Genomic DNA, 19749 nt, shown 5'->3' on the forward strand with positions numbered 1-19749 from the left:
AGAGTGTGGGAGGGGGCAAGCCCCCTCCCACATTGATTGCATTTGCGTCTGCAGAATTTCAGGAGTTTCCAATGGCGAAGAAACCCAAGGCAGCCACCTTTATCAAAGACCCGCTCTGGTACAAAGATGCGGTGATCTATCAGGTTCACGTCAAATCCTATTTCGACTCCAACAACGACGGCATCGGTGACTTTCCCGGGCTGATTGCCAAGCTCGACTACATTGCCGACCTCGGTGTGAACACCATCTGGCTGTTGCCGTTCTACCCTTCGCCACGCCGTGATGACGGCTACGATATTGCCGAGTACCGTGGCGTACACAGCGACTACGGGACCATGGCCGACGCCAAGCGCTTCATTGCCGAAGCCCACAAGCGTGGGCTGCGGGTGATCACCGAGCTGGTGATCAACCACACCTCCGACCAGCACCCCTGGTTCCAGCGTGCGCGCAAGGCCAAGCCGGGCTCGGCGGCACGGGATTTCTACGTGTGGTCGGACGATGACCAGAAGTACGACGGCACGCGCATTATTTTCCTCGACACCGAAAAGTCCAACTGGACCTGGGACCCAGTGGCGGGCCAGTACTTCTGGCATCGCTTTTATTCGCACCAGCCCGACCTCAACTTCGATAACCCGCAAGTGATGAAAGCGGTGCTGTCGGTGATGCGCTATTGGCTCGACCTGGGCATCGACGGCTTGCGCCTGGATGCGATCCCCTACCTGATCGAACGCGACGGCACCAATAACGAAAACCTCGCGGAAACCCACGATGTTCTCAAGCAGATCCGTGCCGAAATCGACGCCCATTACCCTGACCGCATGCTGCTGGCCGAGGCCAACCAATGGCCGGAAGACACCCAGCTGTACTTTGGCGACCGCAAGGGCGATGACGGCGATGAATGCCACATGGCCTTCCACTTTCCGCTGATGCCGCGCATGTACATGGCATTGGCCCAGGAAGATCGCTTCCCCATCACTGATATTTTGCGTCAGACCCCGGAGATTCCCGCCAATTGCCAATGGGCGATCTTCCTGCGCAACCACGATGAACTGACCCTGGAAATGGTCACCGACAGGGAGCGCGACTACCTGTGGAACTACTACGCCGCCGACCGCCGCGCGCGTATCAACCTGGGCATCCGCCGGCGCCTGGCGCCGCTGATGGAGCGCGATCGCCGCCGTGTGGAGTTGCTCAATAGCCTGTTGCTGTCGATGCCGGGCACGCCAACCTTGTATTACGGCGATGAAATTGGCATGGGTGACAACATCTACTTGGGCGACCGCGACGGCGTGCGTACACCGATGCAATGGTCCATCGACCGCAACGGTGGTTTTTCCCGCGCCGACCCGGCCAGCCTGGTGTTGCCGCCGATCATGGACGCGCAATACGGTTATCAGTCGGTCAACGTCGAAACCCAGGCCCAGGACCCGCACTCGCTGCTCAACTGGACCCGACGCATGCTCGCCGTGCGCAAGCAGTCCAAGGCGTTTGGCCGTGGCAGCCTGAAAATGCTTTCGCCAACCAATCGCCGCATTCTTGCCTATACCCGTGAGTACACCGGCGAAGATGGCCGCAGCGAGATCATCCTGTGCGTGGCCAACGTGTCGCGCAGCGCCCAGGCTGCGGAGCTGGACCTGTCTGCGTTTGCCGGCATGGTGCCGGTGGAAATGCTTGGCGGTAATGCGTTCCCACCCATCGGCCAGCTGAATTTCCTGTTGACCCTGGCGCCCTATGGCTTCTACTGGTTTGTGTTGGCGGCAGAGAACCAAATGCCCAGCTGGCATGTGGAACCGGCGCAAAGCATGCCTGACTTCACCACCTTGGTACTGAAAAAACGCATGGAAGAATTGTTAGAAGAACCTTGCCGCACCAGTCTTGAGCAAACCTCATTGCCAGCCTGGCTGCCCAAGCGTCGCTGGTTTGCCGGCAAAGACACGGCCATTGACAGCGTGCACATCGCTTACGGTGTTCGCTTCGGCGACCCGCAGCACCCGGTGCTGCTCAGTGAAATCGAGGTAACCAGTGGCGGCCAGGTCAACCGTTATCAATTGCCGTTGGGCTTTCTGGGCGAAGACCAGTTCACCAGTGCCTTGCCCCAGCAATTGGCCCTGGCTCGCGTGCGGCGTACCCGCCAGGTAGGGTTGGTGACTGATGCGTTCAGCCTTGAGCAGTTTATCCGTGAGGTGATCCAGGCCATGCAGGCCGGTACCGTGCTCAGTTCCGTTGAGGGCGATCTGCGTTTCGAGTCGACCCAACACTTGGCCGGGCTGCAACTGGGCAGCGAATCGCCGGTGCGCTACTTGTCCGCCGAGCAGTCCAACAGCTCGGTGGTAGTGGGCGAGAGCCTGGTGCTCAAGTTGATCCGCAAAGTCAGCGCCGGGGTGCACCCGGAGCTGGAAATGAGTGCCTACCTGACCGCCGCCGGCTACCCGAATATTTCGCCATTGCTGGGTTCGATGAGTCGCCGCGATGGGCAAGGCCAGGACAACCTGCTGATGATTGCCCAAGGCTACCTCAGCAATCAGGGCGATGCCTGGAGCTGGACCCAGAACAACCTGGAGCGGGCGATCCGCGACGAACTGGCCGAGGCCATCTCCGAACAGGAGCAGCACTACAACGCCTTGGGGGAACTGGCGGATTTCGCCGGGCTGCTTGGCCAGCGCCTGGGGGAAATGCACCTGGTGCTGGGCGCGCCGACCGCCGACAAGGCTTTCAAGCCCGAACTCACCACGGCCAAGGATACCCAGGCCTGGGTCAAGGATGTCGGCGCCCAGATCGACCGCGCCCTGCAACTGCTCAAACTTCATCAAAGCCAGTTGAACCCCGCTGATCAGGCGTTGGTCAGTGAATTACTGGCGCAGAAAAAAGCCATCGCCGGGCATGTCCAGGCGCTGGCGAAGGCCACGCTAGGCGGGTTGCGTATCCGGGTGCATGGAGACTTGCATCTGGGCCAGGTATTGGTGGTCAAGGGCGATGCCTACCTGATCGACTTTGAAGGCGAACCGGCGCGACCACTGCATGAACGGCGTGGCAAACACAGCCCCTATAAAGATGTGAGTGGTGTGTTGCGCTCCTTCGATTACGCGGCGGCCATGGCCCTGAATGTGCAAGGAGTGGATCACTCGCCGGAAGCGGACAACGCGCGTAAACGCGTGACCGATCGCTACCTGAATGAAGCCCGCCAGGCATTTACCCAGGCTTACCAGGCGGCGACGGCTACACTGGCGCATGATTGGCAGGATGCCAAGGGCCAGGACGCAGCGCTGACGTTGTTCAGCTTGGAGAAGGCTGCGTACGAAGTGGCCTACGAAGCGGAAAATCGCCCGACCTGGTTGCCGGTGCCCCTGCAAGGGCTGCACGGTTTGCTCAGCGGGCTAACACCTAAATCGAAACCTGTACGCGGTGGGGAGACCTCATGAGTTTTACACATAAAGAACCGCTGCAGCCCAAGCTGACGGCATTGCCGGCGTCCAAGGACGTCGAAGCGCTGGTGCGCGCCGAGCACCCCGATCCATTCTCGATCCTGGGGCCCCATGACGACGAGCAGGGGGGGCAGTTTATCCGCGTCTTTCTGCCGGAGGCGTTGAGCGTCCAAGTGCTCAGCCGCGATGGCAGCGAGACCCTTGGCAGCCTGGAGGCCAACCAGGTACCGGGTTTGTTTGTCGGGCAGTTCGGTACGCGTCAACCTTACCTGTTGAAAATCCAGTGGGCCGGCGGCGAGCAGATCACTGAAGACCCCTACAGCTTCAGCCAATTGTTGCTGGGGGAAATGGACCTCTACCTGTTTGCCGAAGGCAATCATCGCGACCTTGGCAGTTGCCTCGGCGCCCAGGTGACCAGCGTCGATGGCGTCGCGGGCGTGCGCTTTGCGGTATGGGCACCGAATGCACGGCGGGTCTCGGTGGTGGGCGACTTCAATATCTGGGACGGTCGCCGTCATCCGATGCGCCTGCGCCATCCGTCTGGCGTCTGGGAGATTTTTATCCCTCGCCTGCAACCGGGTGCCGCCTACAAATATGAAATCCTCGGAGCTCATGGGATCCTGCCGCTCAAAGCCGACCCGATGGCCCTGGCCACCCAATTGCCGCCCGATACCGCCTCTAAAGTCGCCGCGCCCTTGCAAGTGGACTGGCAGGACCATGACTGGATGCAGGCCCGTGGCGACAAGCAGAAATCCACTGCGCCGTTGTCGATCTATGAGCTGCATGTGGGCTCCTGGCAGTGCGAACTGGACGAGGCCGGCGAAGTCGCCCGCCAGTACGGCTGGCGTGAACTGGCCGAGCGCCTGATTCCCTATGTGCAGCAACTGGGCTTCACTCATATCGAGCTGATGCCGATCATGGAGCATCCCTTTGGCGGTTCCTGGGGCTATCAAGCCCTGTCGCAGTTCGCGCCCAGTGCGCGTTTTGGCTCGCCGGAAGACTTCGCCTGGTTCGTCAATGCCTGCCATCAGGCGGATATCGGCGTGATCCTTGACTGGGTGCCGGCGCATTTTCCCACCGACACCCACGGCCTGGCGCAATTCGACGGCACGGCGCTGTACGAGTATGCCAACCCGCTGGAAGGTTTCCACCAGGATTGGGACACGTTGATCTACAACCTGGGCCGCACCGAGGTCCACGGCTTCATGTTGGCGTCGGCGTTGCACTGGCTCAAGCATTTCCATGTCGACGGTCTGCGAGTGGATGCGGTGGCGTCGATGCTGTACCGCGACTACTCGCGCAAGGCTGGAGAGTGGGTACCCAATCGCCATGGCGGCCGGGAAAACCTGGAAGCCATCGACTTCCTGCGGCACTTGAACGACGTGGTCGCCCTGGAAGCGCCGGGGGCCTTGGTGATTGCCGAGGAGTCCACCGCCTGGCCCGGGGTGAGCCAGCCGACCCAACAGGGTGGCCTGGGGTTCAACTACAAGTGGAACATGGGGTGGATGCATGATTCGCTGCATTACATTCAGCAAGACCCGGTGTACCGCGCCCATCACCACAACGAACTGAGTTTTGGCCTGGTCTACGCCTGGTCCGAGCGTTTTATCCTGCCGATCTCCCACGACGAGGTGGTGCACGGCAAGCACTCGCTGATCGACAAGATGCCTGGCGACCGCTGGCAGAAGTTCGCCAACCTGCGCGCCTACCTGAGTTTCATGTGGATGCACCCGGGCAAGAAGCTCTTGTTCATGGGCTGTGAGTTTGGTCAATGGCGCGAGTGGAACCATGACCAGCAACTGGATTGGTACTTGTTGCAATACCCCGAGCACCGCGGCGTGCAGAAACTGGTGGGTGACTTGAACCGTCTGTATCGCGAGGAGCCGGCGCTGCACGAGCAGGATGATGCACCCCAGGGCTTCCAATGGTTGATTGGCGATGACGCGATCAACAGCGTCTACGCCTGGCTGCGCTGGAGCAAGGACGGTAAGCCGGTGCTGGTGGTCGCCAACTTCACCCCGGTACCGCGTGAAGGCTATGCGGTGGGTGTGCCTTTCGGCGGGCGCTGGAGCGAGGTGATCAACAGTGATGCGGATACCTACGCCGGGTCAAACTTTGGCAACGGTGGAGAGGTGCTTGCCCAGGATGAGCCACGCCATGGGCAACCAGCGTCATTGTCGTTGAACCTGCCGCCGTTGGGCGTACTGATTCTGCGTCCGCAAGGGCTATAAGGGCTCTACGTTGCTGGATGCAGTTGTCCAGGCTACTGGCAGGGTGCCACAATGGCGCCTTTGTCGTAGCAGTCCAAACAGGCGGTTTGCATGAACAGCTCCAGTCGTGCGCAGGACCAGGACGACGTGATCGAGGAGCAGGTGCGAACTGATCGTTTGCATCAGCTGTTTCGCCAGTCGTTCTCCGCGGTGTTCGGCAGCTACCTGGGCGCGGCCATGCTCTGCTGGCTGTGCTGGGATCGCTTTGAGCACCGGGTCATGCTGGTGTGGCTGGTGTTGCTGGCGGGGGCGTCGCTGCTGCGGCTGAAGATGTTCATGGGCTGGTTTGGGTGCCCTGACAGCGAGCGCACGCCCGCTCGCTGGGAGCGGCGTTACTGGGTCACACTGATGTTATCGGCTGGCATCTGGGGTGGCGGTGCGTTAGCGGTCATGCCCAACGACGACCGCGTTTCCCAGGTACTGGTCATGCTGTTTACCGTGGGCATGTCGGTCAGCGCGGTGTCCTGTTACTCGGCGTATCGCTACATGACGCTGGGGGCCATGGCCCTGGTACTGCTGCCGTGTACGCTGTGGCTGTTGTTCCAGCCTTCATCGATGCAGGTGGGCGTGGCGATTGCGGTGCTGGTGTTCTCGACTTTTGTGGTCAGTGCCACGCGCAAGCTGTCTGATGCCCTGGAAAAAGCTTTTCGCCTGACCCGGCAAATGGAACAGGCCCACAACATTTCAACCCATGCCGCACAGACCGATGAACTCACCGGCCTGAAGAATCGTCGTGCTTTCTTCGAGCATGCCCAGTTGTTATACACGCAGTGTCAACAGAACCTGCAGCCGCTGTGTGCGCTGATGCTGGACATGGACCATTTCAAATACATCAACGATACCTACGGCCACCAGGCCGGTGACCAGGTGTTGCGCCAGGTCGGCGGTGTGATCAGTGCTTCGTTTCGTCAGGCCGACGTGTCCGGACGCCTGGGCGGTGAAGAGTTCGCTGTGCTGCTGCCCAACACGTCCCTGGAGACTGCGCGGACTATCGGTGAGCAATTGATCGAAGCGATTGCCGGCTTGAGCGCTGAACCGGTGCAGGGCCTGACCGCGAGCCTCGGGGTGGCGTCGACCGAGGGCAACGAGCACGATCTGCCCGGCCTGATGAACGATGCCGACCAGGCGCTGTACCGCGCCAAATCCCTGGGTCGCAATCAGGTCGTGATCGCGCAGTAGGTTCAATCCTTGGACATGGCCCTGGCGAGGGCGCGTGCGACCTGTTCGGCAGAGTAGGGCTTGGCGAGGAATTCGAAACCTTCGTAGCCGCTGTCGGCCAGTTCTTCGCTGTAGCCCGAGGTGAGCACCACCGGCAGGTCGGCACGGCGCTCTCGCAGTAACTTGGCCATCGCCACGCCGGTCATCCCGGGCATCACCACATCCGAAAAAATCGCATCGAACGCCCCGACGTCGGGGCCTGCGAGGGCCAGTGCCTGGCGAGCGTCGGTGGCCCAAGTGGTCTGGTAGCCCAGGTCCTGGAGGATCTGTTTGGCGAAGCGTCCCACTTCCAGGTTGTCTTCCACGATCAGCACATGGCACTGGATGTTGTTCGGCAGTGGCACCAATTGCTCGGGCGTGGGCGGTGGCGGTGGGTCCTGGCTGTCCACCTGTGGCAGGTACAGGGTAAACACCGTGCCTTGGTCTGGGGCGCTGGATACGTCGATATTGCCGCCTGATTGCTTGGCAAAGCCAAACACCTGGGATAGACCCAGGCCTGTCCCTTTGCCCACCGCCTTGGTGGTATAGAACGGCTCGAAAATGCGTTCGAAGGTGTCACTGGGAATGCCGGGGCCGGTGTCTGCCAGGGAAATCGTCACGTAGGGCAGGTGCGACCCGGCATCCCCGCGGATGCGCGGCAGGGGCTGTTGCCCGGTGACTTTCAACGTCAGTGTGCCCTGGCCTTCCATGGCATCGCGAGCGTTGAGGGCGATGTTGATCAATGCAGTCTCGAACTGGCTCGGGTCGATGCGTGCGTAGCAAGGCTGATCAGGCAATTGCACCTTCACGTGGATACGTGCGCCGGTGACGCTTTCAAGCATTTCACCGATGTTCTGCACCCGCTGGCCGACATCGAATACCTGCGGGTTCAACGGCTGGCGACGGGCAAAGGCGAGCAGTTGACTGGTCAGCTTGCTGGCCCGCTCCACTGTATCGGAAACGGCGCTCATGTAGCGCTGGCGACGTTCCTGCGCCAACCCCGGCTGGCGCAGGAAGTCCACGGACGAGCGAATGATGGTCAGCAGGTTGTTGAAATCATGGGCCACGCCGCCAGTAAGCTGGCCGATTGCTTCAAGCTTTTGTGATTGGCGCAGTGCAGCCTCGGCCTGGGCCAGGGCGAGGGTACGTTCTTCCACCCGCTGCTCCAGGGTGGCGTTGAGTTCGGTGTACGCCGCCAGCCCCTCGCGTACGGCGGCATCGGCGCGCACGCGCTCAATGTGCGCCCAGGAGCGCTCCGTGACTTCGCCCAACAACGCCAGGTCGTAGGAAGACCAGTAGCGGGGCTGCTTGTCATGTATGGCCATCAACGCGGTGAGGCGCCCATCCTTGACCAGCGGCATGCAGATGGTGGCCGTTACGCCCAGGGCCTGGAAGGTCGCCGACTCATCGGCCGGCAGTTCGACCAGGTTATTGCAAATCACCAGCGGCGCGCCGGCCCGCAGGCAGCTCACGGCGCGTTCGCCGAACTGCGCCAGGCTGTAATGGCCGATGATGCTTGGCGAACCGTTCGACGCCCAGTCGCCGCGGATGGTGAAGCCGTCTTCATCGGCATCCATGTCGGCGTAAGCGCAAATGGACACCTGCAGGTGTTGCGCCAATAACCGGGTGGTAGCGGTCATGATTGTTTCGGCGTCGGTGGCGTTGGCTACAGTGCTGCCGATGGCATCCAGTACTTCCAGGCGCCGGGCGAGAAACACAGTGGCGGTGGTCTCGGTCACCGTGTCGAGCATGCCGACCACCTTGCCCCGGGAGTCACGGATGGGGCTGTAGCAGAAGGTGAAGTAGGCTTGTTCCGGTGCGTCATTGCGTTGGATCAACAGTGGGAAGTTTTCGATGTAGGTGGCATGCCCATCGAATGCAGCGCTGGCGATGGGGCTGATATCGCTCCACACCTCATGCCACACCTCGTTGAACGGGCGGCCCAATGCCTCAGGCTTGTTACCCAGGATCGGCGCGAACGCATCGTTATAGAGCGTAATCAACTCAGGCCCCCAAACAATGGCCTGGGGAAACCGGGAGGCCAAGCACAGCGCGGCGGTGGTCTTCAATACGTCGGGCCACTGCTCCAGCGGCCCCAGGGGCGTACTGGCCCAATCATGCTGGCGGACCCGGTCGGCCATGTCGCTGCCGTCTTGCAGCCAATTCATCATTGGGTCAACACCTTATTTGCCACGGCTCAACTATTGCCTGAAACGTCAGGTCGCAAGCAACAGACCTGCATGATCGCAACCAGTTCAGCGCGACCATGCAGGTGATAGCAATTTGAACATATCTGCATATGGATGAATAAATTCAGCGCTTTCCAGGCGCTCCCCCAAGGCTTATTGGGCGGCGAATACTCCGGTCCAGTAGATGCCCGCGTCGCTCTTGGGATCCATCGCGTAGGCGGCACCCAAATCGCGAAATTGCGGGTTCATGAGGTTGGCGCAATGACCAGGGCTGGCGAGCCAACCGTCGACGACCTTGCGTGGGGTATCGAGGCCGGCGGCAATGTTCTCGCCGATGTTCTTGGCGATATACCCGGCCAGTTCGGCGCGGTCGCCAGGGGTACGGCCGTCGTGGTCCAGGTGGTCGAAGAAATTGCCGTTGGCCATGTTACGTGTGTGGCTGTTGGCAGCGCTGGCGAGTGCATCGCTCCACGACAGCGGGGCGGCGGCGGTGAACGCCTGGGTGCCGCAAGTGCGCGGTTCTGCGCGAGCGGCGTTGACCAGGTTGAGCAGTTGCCTGCCCTCGGTCTGCCAGTCGCCCAGGCCACTGGTCACCAACGGGCGGGCCAATACGATGCGCCAGTCCTGGCCGCTGTTGCTCACGCCGATGTCGACAAATTGCGGGTCCAGCACTACCCGGCAGAAGCTTTCGCGTACTGCTTTCATGGCGGCGTCGGCGTCCTTGGGCCCGGACAGGCTGATGGCCTGCACGTTGACCATCGGGTACGCGGCCCGCGCCAGGGACTGCTGCAAGTCGCCGACGTTGGAGGCCGGCAGCACCAGGCGTGTGTCGCTGGTCAGTGGCGGCAACTCCTGGGAGCCTTGGTCACCGCAGCGTTGCAGCTGGCTGCGGTACTGATTGATCTGTTGTATCAACTGACTTTCTTCATTCGCCATCGCGCTGGCGCAGAACACCGTACTGGCGGCCAGCGTCGTAAGACCCATCATCAATGACAGAACGCGCATGGACGTTACCCTTGAGCTTGAAAGTGCCCATGATGCGCGATCCAGGTGCATCCATGCACCCGTTGGTCCGAACTTTTTTTCTTCAGTTCTTGAATGTCGAGTGTTTTGCGCCCTGATCGCACAGGGCAAACACCACCACCAACAGCGCAGAAACCGCAAGGATGATCACCACCCCATCGGTGGAATGGGTGGCCGAGGCCGCCACCATCGACAGCGCGCCCAGCGGTGCCAGGCCACCGGCAATGGCCGTGCCGATTTCACGCCCGGTGCCGAAGCCCGATGAGCGCGTCTGGGTCGGGAACTGCCGGCTCAGGAACGAGCCCTGGGGAGCGAACATCATCGGCGCGAGGATGCCGGTGCCTACGCCGATGGCGAGGTAGATCATCAGGCTTTCGCCACTGTTGAGCAGCGCCAGGAACGGGTAGGCGAACAGCAACGAGCACAGGCCGCCCAGCATCAGCACGGTCTTGCTGCTCCACTTGTCGCACAGCCAGCCGAAGCAGGGCACCGCGACGATGGCAACCAGGCTGGCGATGGTCACCGACAGGGAGGTGACATGCACATCCACACCTTTGAATTGAGTCAGGTAGGCCAGGGAGAAGGTCTTGAAAATGTAGCTCAGGGCGTTGTAGCCAATGGCAACAAAGAACACCACCGCGAGGCCCTTGAGATCGTTCTTGAACAGCGCCTTGAGCGGGGACGGCTTGGCCTTGACGGCCTCTTTACTCAGTTCCTGGAACTGCGGGGTTTCCGGAATGCTGTTACGCACCCACAGGCCCACGCCCACCAGTACGATGCTGCAGACAAACGGAATGCGCCAGCCGCCGGCCAGCAGGAACTCGTTGCCGTTGATGGTCAGCAGGTAAATGGTCAGCGAGGACAGCAGCAGGCCCAGGTTCAGGCCCAGTGCCGGCCAGGCGCCTTGGCTGCCACGCTTGCCCTGGGCTGCGTGTTCGTAGGATGTCACTGCGGCGCCTGACAACTCGGCACCGGCGCCCAGGCCCTGGATGATGCGGATGAACACCAGCAGGATCGGGGCCCAGATGCCGATGGAGGCGTAGCTGGGGATCAGTCCGATCAGCGTGGTGCACACGCCCATCAGGCAGAAGGTCAGCACCAGCACCTGCTTGCGTCCGAACTTGTCGCCCAGGTAGCCAAACAGGATGCCGCCGAACGGGCGGGCGATAAAGCCGATGGCGAAGGTGGAAAAGGCCATCAGCGTGGCCGTCTTGGGGTCGCTGTTATCGAAGAAGATCTTCGAGAACACAATGGCCGCCATGGTTGCGTACAGGTAAAAGTCGTACCACTCCAGCATCGAGCCAAAAATGGTGGCGGCCGCGACTTTGCGCAGGCGCTTTCGGGTTTGCACAGGCGTTTCGGTGCCGGGGATGGAGGCGGTTGCCGTCATGCTGGACTTCCTTCTGGGTCTTTGTAGTTATTGTTGGGTGAGCGGGCAGAGCGGGTATTACTCGGGATGAAACAGGCGGTCGGCGATCATCGCGCCGATGGGCATGGCTGACGTGGCGGCCGGCGAGGGCGCGTTGCACACGTGGAGCATTCGCGAGGTCTGGGCGAACAGGAAATCGTGCACCAGGCTGCCATCGCGCATGACTGCCTGGGCGCGGATACCGGCCTCGTAGGGCAGCAGGTCGTCGAGGGTCAGGGACGGGCAGTATTTGCGGCACTGCTCCAGGTAACCGGACTTGAACAGCGAGTTCTTCATCTCGGTGGTACCGGAGCCGAGGTTTTGCCAAAGGGTTTTCCAGAAACCCGGAAAACTGGCGTACTGCGCCACGTCGCGCCAGTTCACCGAGAACTTGCGGTAGTTCTCGCGCCCCAGCCCGAGTACGGCATTCGGGCCGACGGTGACGCTGCCGTCGATCATGCGGGTCAGGTGGACGCCGAGGAACGGCAGCTCCGGATCGGGAATCGGGTAGATCAGGTGGTTGACGATGTTGTTCTTCGATGCCGGCAGGCGGAAGTACTCGCCGCGAAACGGGATGATCTGATGATCAATGCTGATCCCGGCCAGGCGGGCCAGGCGGTCCGATTGCAAGCCGGCGCACACCACCAGGTGGCGGGCTTGCCAGGTTTCACCATGGGTATTGACGGTGACTTTATCGGTGTCTTCGTGAATGGCGGTCACTGTGCGCTCCAGGCAGATCTGCCCGCCGCCGCGACGGATCACCTGGGCCATGGTCTCGCACACCTGGCGGTAGTCGACGATCCCGGTGGCGTCGAGAAACAACCCGCCAAGGCCGACAATGTTCGGTTCACGCTGGCGCAATTGCTCGGCATCCAGGCGCTCGACCTGCATGCCGTTGAGCTGGGCACGGGCGTGTAACGCCTCCATCCGTTGCATTTCCAGCGGGTTGGACGCCACCAGCAGCTTGCCGCACACCTCGAACTTGATCCCGTGATCACGGCAGAACTGCTTGGTGGCTTCGGCACCGCGCTTGCACAGGTCGGCCTTGAGGCTGCCGGGTGCGTAGTAGATGCCTGCATGGATCACGCCGCTGTTGTGACCGGTCTGGTGCTTGGCCAGCACTGGCTCTTTTTCCAGGATCACCAGTGACGCGCCTGGCTGGCGCTTGAGCAATTCCATGGCGGTGGCCAGGCCAACGATGCCGCCACCGATGATGCAAAAATCGTGAATCATTGCAGGAGTTCCCAAGTCACACATTTCAGTCTGCTTATCAGGTTGTCAGACTAATGTTTTTGTTAAAAAAATGGCGTGTCCCAGGACACGCTATAAACACAGTGGATCAATTCGTGGTCGGCAATTCCAGTTGCAGGCGGCGTGCTGCTGCACGCAAATGCGCCTCGGCGCTGGCGGCTGCGCGTTGAGCGTCGCCGTCGGCAATGGCTTGGTAGAGCTGCTGGTGTTCCTGGGTCGCATCGGCCGAGCCGGTAGCGAAGCGCGACGCGGAGTTTTCCCACGCGGTCTTGCGGGCACTGGCCAACTGGCTCCTGAGGAAGTCATGGAAGGCCACGAAGTAGTCATTCTTGCTGGCGTCGGCGATGGCGCGGTGGAATTCCACATCGGCCAGGGCCGCCGCCTCGAAATCGTCACGGTTGTCCTGCATGGCCTGCAAGGCGCTTTTCATGCGTTGCAGGTCGGCAGCGTCACGTCGCTGGGCCGCAATCGAGGCGGCCTGGGTTTCGATCCACAGGCGCATTTCGAACATCTGAGCCAGGTCAGGCCGGCGCCCGTTCGGCTGCGGGAAACGGAACACCGTGCCAGCGGGCGTCTGCGAAATAAATGAGCCCAGGCCGCGGCGGGCGGTGAGGACGCCGTCGGCCTTGAGCTGGGCAATGGCTTCGCGCACCACGGAGCGGCTGACGTTGAGCTGCTCAGCCAGTTGCTGTTCGGTAGGCAGGCGCGACTCCGGGGCCAACTGGCCGGATTCGATTTCTGCGCGAATCGCGCTGACAACCCGTACGACGAGCGAATCGGGGCGCTGGAGCTCAAGCATGATGAAACCTTGGTAATCAGGTTGTCAGACAATAGTCGTTACGATTTTAACTTGTCAATATTTGTCTGCTCCGAGCCGGCCCGTGTGCGCGCGCGATTCCAGGCAATCACACCGGCGAGCAGGATCAACCCCGCTGCTGTGGCGAAGGTGGCATGCAGGCCGGCGGTCACGGTCTGTGGCGTAGCCTGGGTGACATCCGGGCTGCTGCGGGCGAAGACCGCGCCCAGGACCGATGCGCCGAAAATCAGGCCCAGGTTGCGCGACAGATTCAACAGACCAGCAACGGTGCCCCGGCGTGTCGCCGGCATGTCGCTCATGACCGCGGTATTGTTGGCCGCCTGGAACAGGCTGTAGCCCGCCGTAAGCACCGTCAGTGCAGCGATGTAGGCGATGAGCCCCGAGACCTGCGACAACCACAGGGCAGCGCACAGCATCGTGCCTATGCCCACCAGGGTCAGGCGCCGAGTGCCGAGGCGGTCGGTGAGGTAGCCCGCCGGTATGCCGGTAATGGCCGCGACCGCCGGGCCAACCGCCATCGCCAGGCCCATCCAGGCGGGATCCAGGCCCAAGCCACGGGAGAGATAGAACGGGCCCACCACAAACGTGGCCATGATCACCGCCGACACCAGGGCGCTCATTGCCAGCCCGGCGCGCAACCCCACATCGCGCAAGGGCGACCAGAATGTATCCCGGAGTGACGCGTCAGGGCGGCAAGCATCCACCGGCAAATAGCGATAGGCGAGGGCGGCCGCCGACCCAGCCAATGGCACACCGAGGAGGGCGAGGCGGCACAGCCTGCGCATGCCAGGGCAAACAGCAACAACCCGGCCAGCAATAGGCGTCGACGCCCCAGGTAGTCGCCCAGGCGCCCGGCGCTGACGATCACTGCAGTAATGGCCAACAGATAGGCAAGCACCACCCATTGCACCGCGTGAAACGATGCCGCGAATGCGTGCGCCAGGCTTGGCAGGCCGACATTGGCGATGCTGGTGCCCAGGTTGCAGGTTATAGCTGCACAGAACGCCTCATCGGGGCATGGTGTTCCACAACTACTGGTACGCCACCGGACCTGTGGGAGGGGGCTTGCCCCCGATGGCCATTAGTATCTACACATCTTTGATGTAGCGACCGCCGGTAACCACGATGCGCAGCGAGTCGCTCTTGATCTGGCTTTTGATCTTGATCTTAGGCGCCCCGTTAAACCACGCTGGCGGATTACGGGCACACCGAGCCTGGGCGAGGTGCCGAGTGGTGGGGCAAGAGCGTTTGGTTACTTTGCGCTTTTCAAAGTGACCCGCTGTAAAAGCGGAACCAACCAATAGTGGCCGTTGCCCAAATAACGGATATGTACTCGGTCTGATCCAACATTCTGCTCGGCTGTCAGGCCGCCATCGGGAGCAAGCCCCCTCCCACAGGGGATCTGCGCTTAACTGACCGGCTTTAGGGCAAGCCGCTCCCCCATTTAGAGCGTCGCGAGGGTGAGCGCCTTCGGCAATACCCATACTCATCGGAGCCCGCATGACCGACTTCAATTTGCTGATCACCCTGGATATTTTGCTGGCCGAAGGCAGCGTCGCCCGTGCCGCCAAGCGCCTGCGCCTGAGCCCTTCGGCCATGAGCCGGGCCTTGGCGCGTTTGCGTGCGGCCACTGGTGATCCGTTGCTGGTACGCGCCGGGCGCGGCTTGGTGCCGACGCCACGGGCGTTGCAATTGCGCGAGCAGGTCAGCCAACTGGTGCAGGATGCCTACGCCGTGCTGCGTCCGGCTCACAGCCTGGATCTGGGTGGGTTGGTGCGCACCTTCACCCTGCGCACCAGTGAGGAGTTTGTCGAAAGCTTCGGCCCGGCGCTGTTGGCGCGCATCGCACGTGAGGCCCCAGGTGTGCGTTTGCGTTTCGTCAATAAAAGCGATAAAGACAGCGCGCCGTTACGTGAAGGAGGTGTCGACCTGGAAACCGGTGTGGTCGATGCCGATGCCAGCCCTGAGGTGCTGACCCAGGCGCTGTTTCGTGACCGCCTGGTGGGCGTGGTGCGCGATGGCCATGCCTTGAGCCGCGGCAAGATCAGCGCCGCGCGTTTTGCCCAGGGGCAACATGTCTATGTGTCACGGCGTGGGCAGGATCGTGGTCAGATCGACGCTGCACTGCAGGCCCTGGGTCTTGTACGGCAGGTCGGTATCGTGGTCGCCGGCTTCAACACTGCCATCGCCCTGGCCCGCGAGACTGACCTGATCGCCAGCGTGCCTGAGCGCTACATCACCGTACCGGCCCGAGGGCTGCACTGCTTTGAACTGCCGGTCACGTTACCGACGTTCACTGTGGCAATGCTTTGGCACCCACGCCAGGATGCCGACCTGGGCCATCGCTGGCTGCGCGGTTGCCTGCGCGAGGTATGCGGGCCATGAGGGGGCCGCAACGGGTACAATCGCCGCTGCCTTGACGCGAAACTCCAGGAATTTGCATGTTCAGCCTTACCCGCTACACCACACCGTGCGCCGAATCGGTCAACAGCCAGATCCTGCAGATGGTGGTGGACAACCTCACCGACATCAGCAGCGTGGCGTTGGCGCCAAGCAACCTGCTGTACAACATCTACCAGTACGCCATCGGCTTTGAGGTGCATCTGTACCTTGAGGCGTTGAATGGCACAAAGGGCATTGCCGTCGAGTTGGTCGTGGCGATGCAGGCAGAGACCGTTATTGGTTTTTGCCTGTACCTGCCGGTGAAGGACGATCCAGAGGCGTGTGGCATAGCCTTCATGGCGGTGCAGGCTGGCTTTCGTCGCCAGGGTGTGGCGCGGGGCATGCTGGGCGAGGTGCTGGCGCGCTATCCCCATGCTGAGCTGGCCTGTGCGGTGGAGAAGGTCCCGGTCTTCGAGGCCATGGGGTTCCGAGTGCGCGGGGCGCGGGGTACGCAAGTGTTGATGAACACCCGCGACTACGGCACCGACGGGCTGATGGGCGTGCTGGATGTAGCGCCGATCTATAGCTCGCTGGAAGTACGTCAGATCCATACCTACCTGCTGCAAAAGCACGGCAAGCGCGCCATGGTCGACGCGGAGAAGCAGCGCGACCGGCACCTGGATCAGTTGTCGCGCAAGGTCCAGCTGTTTATCCAGGGCCGTTCTCCTACCGCCTGACGCGATTGACCATCCCCAGGATGGTCGCCAGCAATTCCTGTTGCGCCTCCTCGCGGCTGATTTCGCCATTGGCCGCCGCGTGGGACAACGCTTCTGCTGCGCCGAGCATGGCCCGCAGGCCAGCCTGGGAAATACTGCCACCTGAGGCGAAGGGGGCCAGCGCGTCGCGGCATTTCTTCAGGAAGATCGCCTCATATTCACGCTTGAGCGCCTCCAGCTCCGGCGAACCGCTCAGCGCTGCAATCACCCCCGGGATTTCCCGGCCTTGCAACAACACGCAATCGACATAGGACGAGGCGATCACCCAGGCCCGGTCCTCCAGGGTTGCGTTGCTGGTCTGAATGGCATCGGTAAACACCTGGTCCTGACGCTCGTCGAAATCTGCATACAACGCGGTCAGTAACCCTGCACGCGTAGTGAAGTGGTCGTAGACCACCGGCTTGGTAACGCCCGCCAGTTCTGCCAGACGGCCCAGGGTCAGGGCGTCGGTGCCCTCTGCGCGGACCAGTTGCCAGGCCACATCGAGTAACTGGCGCAGGCGACCTTCACGGGATAAACGCCGACGCGGGGAAGGGGATTCAGTGCTTGACATGCTTATATACCAAAAGTAACTTATTCGACGTAACTTACTAAAAGTAGATTAAGCCAAAAGGGAGTCAAAGTCATGCACGCACTGATTGTTGTTGCCCATCACGACCCGCAATCCCTCACCCACAGCGTGGCCGCCCAGGTCGGTGCCGGTTTGACCGCCGCCGGCCACACTTTTGAAATCGCCGACCTTGCCGCAGAAGGCTTCGACCCTCGCTACACCGCCGCTGATCACCAGGTGCACCGTAATCACGCAACGCCGCCAGCCGACGTGGTGGCCGAACAGGCCCGCATCGAGCGCGCCGACGCCCTGGTGCTGGCGTTCCCGATCTACTGGTGGTCAATGCCGGCCTTGCTCAAGGGCTGGGTGGACCGCGTGTTTGTCAATGGCTGGGCGATCGACTATGGCCCTGACACAGCGGTGGAGAAAAAATTGCGGCACTTGCAGGTGCACCTGCTGGCCCTCGGTGGCGCGGATGAAAGCGCTTTTGATCGACACGGTTATGCCAAGGCCATGCGCACCCAGATCGACTACGGCATCTTTGATTACTGCGGGGCGCAGGTGCTGACATCCGAGCTGCTGCTGGATTCGGAAAGCGGTGCTGCCCAAGCGCATCTGCACAGGGCCAGGGCGGTAGGGCGGGGGTGTTTCAGCGCGAGACGGTAGCCGGATGATTCAAACGTCGCGAAACAGGTCGTGGGCATCCAGCAAACGGTAGGCAATCTCCGGCCGTTTCTCCAGGCCGCGGCGGATCGATGCCGGGATCGCTTGCCGGGTCTTGCGGCACATGCCCGGCAGTTCGTCGATGACGATCTGGATCCCGCGCATGCTCTTGACCTCGGTGTGCCCCGGCGCGATATGCACGCGGATGCCGAGTTGCTCGTACATCCGCCGTTGCATATGTTCCAGGTCTTGCAGGCTCTTGAGGTTTTCAAGGCGCTCGAGCAGGATTTTTTCCTGCTGTCGCGTCAATTGGAGGATGCGCAGGTCAGCGCCGGCAGCCTCCAGCAGTTGTTCACGGTTGCAGACACAGGCGCCAGGTGGGCAGGGTTGGCGAAGGGTCATAGGCGCTTCCGGCGAGTCGCAAGGGTCAGTAGCTTAACTGAACCCCAAGGCTACCCAAGGCTTTCCAATACTCAGGGTAGGTCTTGGCCACGCAGTCCGGGTCCTGGATGCGAATGCCCGAGACTTTCAGACCGGCCAGGGCAAAGCACATGGCTATGCGATGGTCGGCGTGGGTATCGATCAGCGCCGTGCACGTGGTGCCGGCCAGGGCAGGGTCGCTCGCGACCAGCAGATCATCACCCTCGATGGTCGCCAGGCCTGGGCGGATCTCATTGAGGCCATCGTGCAGCGCCTGTACGCGGTCACATTCCTTGACGCGCAGGTTGGCCAGTTCAGTGAAACGCACCGGGGTGTTGTTGAATGCGGCGAGGACGGCCAGGGTCGGGATGGCGTCCTGCATTTGTGAGCCCACTACCGTGGCCTGCATATTCGGGAACTGGGCGATCACGGCCTGGGCCTTGGCGTCCGGCTGGGTGAAGTCCTGTGCCGCGACACCGATATCGATACGTCCACCGGTCAACACTTCGGCGGCCCACAGGTAGGTGGCGGCGGACGCGTCGGGTTCGATCAGGTAGTCATGGGCGGTGTAGCCGGTCGGGGCCACGCGCCAGGTGGTGTCGTCCACGGTTTCGACCTGGGCGCCGAATGCGCGCATGCAATCGAGGGTCAGGTCCACGTAGCCACGGGCGCCAATGTCCTTGCCGGTCAGCGCCACTTCAATCGGCGCCTCACCACAGGCTGCGAGCATCAGCAGGGCTGATACGTACTGGCTGGACAGGCCGCCATCGATTTCAAAGCGCTTTGCTTGCACCTTGCCCACGCCGTGCACGGTCACCGGTGGGCAGCCGGTGGGGCTGTCGACCTGGATACCGTTCTGGCCTAGGGTAGCCAGCAACGGGCCGATCGGGCGTTTTTGCATGTACTCGTCGCCGTCCAGTACCACGGTGCCTTGCACGGTGGCCACGGCCGCAGTGAGAAAGCGCATGGCGGTGCCGGCGTTGCCGAGGAACAACGGCTGGGCCGGCAATTGCAGCGAACCTTGGCTGGTGACGACGAAGGTGGTGTCGTCCGGTTCATCGATGCTTACGCCCATCTGGCGCAGGGCGACCGACATGTGGCGGGTATCGTCGCTTTTCAGCGCACCGCTCAAGCGGCTGGTGCCCTTGGCCAATGCCGCCAGCAACAGGGCGCGGTTGGTAATGGACTTGGAGCCGGGGGGCGCAACCTTGCCATTGAGGGGAAAGTCGGGCGGTGTAACGGTCACGGTTTTCTGCGAACTCAAGGGACAAGGCTCCTGGTCAAGGCGAGGTGGCATGGAGTGGCCGACGTGCGGACCCGAATAATCAGGCAAACACGCCATGTTTGTCGAGTGAGCTGGTGATCGGCATGACTTTTTAGT

Annotated in this window: 14 protein-coding genes and 1 pseudogene; 6 read left to right on the top strand and 9 right to left on the bottom strand. The window is 61.8% G+C overall.

Features of this window, described 5'->3' with window-relative positions:
- Positions 1 to 71 precede the first annotated feature (71 nt).
- The 3 genes from treS (at position 72) to ASD70_RS05365 (ending at position 6871) form a co-directional block, all read left to right on the top strand.
- Positions 72 to 3419 (top strand): maltose alpha-D-glucosyltransferase, encoded by a 3348-nt coding sequence (gene treS, locus ASD70_RS05355; protein WP_056845854.1) that lies wholly within the window; start codon positions 72 to 74, stop codon positions 3417 to 3419.
- Entirely contained in the window at positions 3416 to 5653 is a 2238-nt protein-coding gene (gene glgB, locus ASD70_RS05360) for a 1,4-alpha-glucan branching protein GlgB (RefSeq protein ID WP_046067963.1), read from the top strand. Before treS ends, glgB begins: the two co-directional genes overlap by 4 nt.
- Before the next feature lie 90 nt (positions 5654 to 5743).
- Positions 5744 to 6871 (top strand): GGDEF domain-containing protein, encoded by a 1128-nt coding sequence (locus ASD70_RS05365; protein ID WP_046067964.1) that lies wholly within the window; start codon positions 5744 to 5746, stop codon positions 6869 to 6871.
- A 2-nt stretch (positions 6872 to 6873) separates the two neighbouring features.
- Here ASD70_RS05365 and ASD70_RS05370 read toward each other — a convergent pair whose 3' ends face one another.
- The 6 genes and pseudogenes from ASD70_RS05370 to ASD70_RS29790 all read right to left on the bottom strand — a co-directional run bounded on the left by ASD70_RS05370 (position 6874) and on the right by ASD70_RS29790 (position 14568).
- Entirely contained in the window at positions 6874 to 9060 is a 2187-nt protein-coding gene (locus ASD70_RS05370; RefSeq protein ID WP_056845855.1) for a GAF domain-containing hybrid sensor histidine kinase/response regulator, read from the bottom strand.
- A 171-nt stretch (positions 9061 to 9231) separates the two neighbouring features.
- A complete protein-coding gene (locus ASD70_RS05375) occupies positions 9232 to 10083 on the bottom strand; it encodes a CAP domain-containing protein (RefSeq protein WP_046067966.1) in 852 nt (283 codons plus the stop codon).
- 82 nt (positions 10084 to 10165) lie between these two features.
- Positions 10166 to 11491: an MFS transporter gene (locus tag ASD70_RS05380; RefSeq protein WP_046067967.1), complete on the bottom strand. Its 1326-nt coding sequence runs from the start codon at positions 11489 to 11491 to the stop codon at positions 10166 to 10168.
- Between the two features lie 57 nt (positions 11492 to 11548).
- On the bottom strand, positions 11549 to 12742 hold the full coding sequence (gene lhgO, locus ASD70_RS05385; RefSeq protein WP_056845856.1) for an L-2-hydroxyglutarate oxidase: 1194 nt from the start codon (positions 12740 to 12742) through the stop codon (positions 11549 to 11551).
- A gap of 106 nt (positions 12743 to 12848) precedes the next feature.
- Complete coding sequence (locus ASD70_RS05390) at positions 12849 to 13559, bottom strand: FadR/GntR family transcriptional regulator (protein WP_056845857.1); 711 nt, start codon at positions 13557 to 13559, stop codon at positions 12849 to 12851.
- Between the two features lie 38 nt (positions 13560 to 13597).
- A pseudogene (locus ASD70_RS29790) lies at positions 13598 to 14568 on the bottom strand (MFS transporter).
- A 509-nt stretch (positions 14569 to 15077) separates the two neighbouring features.
- Here ASD70_RS29790 and ASD70_RS05400 point away from each other — a divergent pair.
- Together ASD70_RS05400 and ASD70_RS05405 are read left to right on the top strand one after the other, a co-directional pair.
- Positions 15078 to 15962 carry a LysR family transcriptional regulator gene (locus ASD70_RS05400; protein ID WP_056845858.1) on the top strand — a complete coding sequence of 295 codons (885 nt, stop codon included), beginning with the start codon at positions 15078 to 15080 and terminating at the stop codon, positions 15960 to 15962.
- A 56-nt stretch (positions 15963 to 16018) separates the two neighbouring features.
- Complete coding sequence (locus ASD70_RS05405) at positions 16019 to 16696, top strand: GNAT family N-acetyltransferase (protein WP_056845859.1); 678 nt, start codon at positions 16019 to 16021, stop codon at positions 16694 to 16696.
- On the opposite strand, the gene ASD70_RS05410 is transcribed toward ASD70_RS05405, so the two are convergent.
- Positions 16686 to 17288, bottom strand: coding sequence for a TetR/AcrR family transcriptional regulator (locus ASD70_RS05410; protein WP_046067972.1), 603 nt, complete (start codon positions 17286 to 17288; stop codon positions 16686 to 16688). The two genes, ASD70_RS05405 and ASD70_RS05410, sit on opposite strands and share 11 nt — an antisense overlap.
- Positions 17289 to 17360: 72 nt before the next feature.
- Here ASD70_RS05410 and ASD70_RS05415 point away from each other — a divergent pair, with 72 nt between their 5' ends.
- Positions 17361 to 17951, top strand: coding sequence for an NAD(P)H-dependent oxidoreductase (locus ASD70_RS05415; protein ID WP_056845860.1), 591 nt, complete (start codon positions 17361 to 17363; stop codon positions 17949 to 17951).
- A 9-nt stretch (positions 17952 to 17960) separates the two neighbouring features.
- Here ASD70_RS05415 and ASD70_RS05420 read toward each other — a convergent pair whose 3' ends face one another.
- Together ASD70_RS05420 and ASD70_RS05425 are read right to left on the bottom strand one after the other, a co-directional pair.
- Entirely contained in the window at positions 17961 to 18350 is a 390-nt protein-coding gene (locus ASD70_RS05420; protein ID WP_046067974.1) for a hypothetical protein, read from the bottom strand.
- A 25-nt stretch (positions 18351 to 18375) separates the two neighbouring features.
- Positions 18376 to 19632 (bottom strand): 3-phosphoshikimate 1-carboxyvinyltransferase, encoded by a 1257-nt coding sequence (locus ASD70_RS05425; RefSeq protein WP_046067975.1) that lies wholly within the window; start codon positions 19630 to 19632, stop codon positions 18376 to 18378.
- Positions 19633 to 19749: the final 117 nt, after the last annotated feature.

The sequence above is a fragment of the Pseudomonas sp. Root569 genome (assembly GCF_001427465.1).
In the GTDB taxonomy this organism is placed as follows: Bacteria; Pseudomonadota; Gammaproteobacteria; order Pseudomonadales; family Pseudomonadaceae; genus Aquipseudomonas; species Aquipseudomonas synxantha.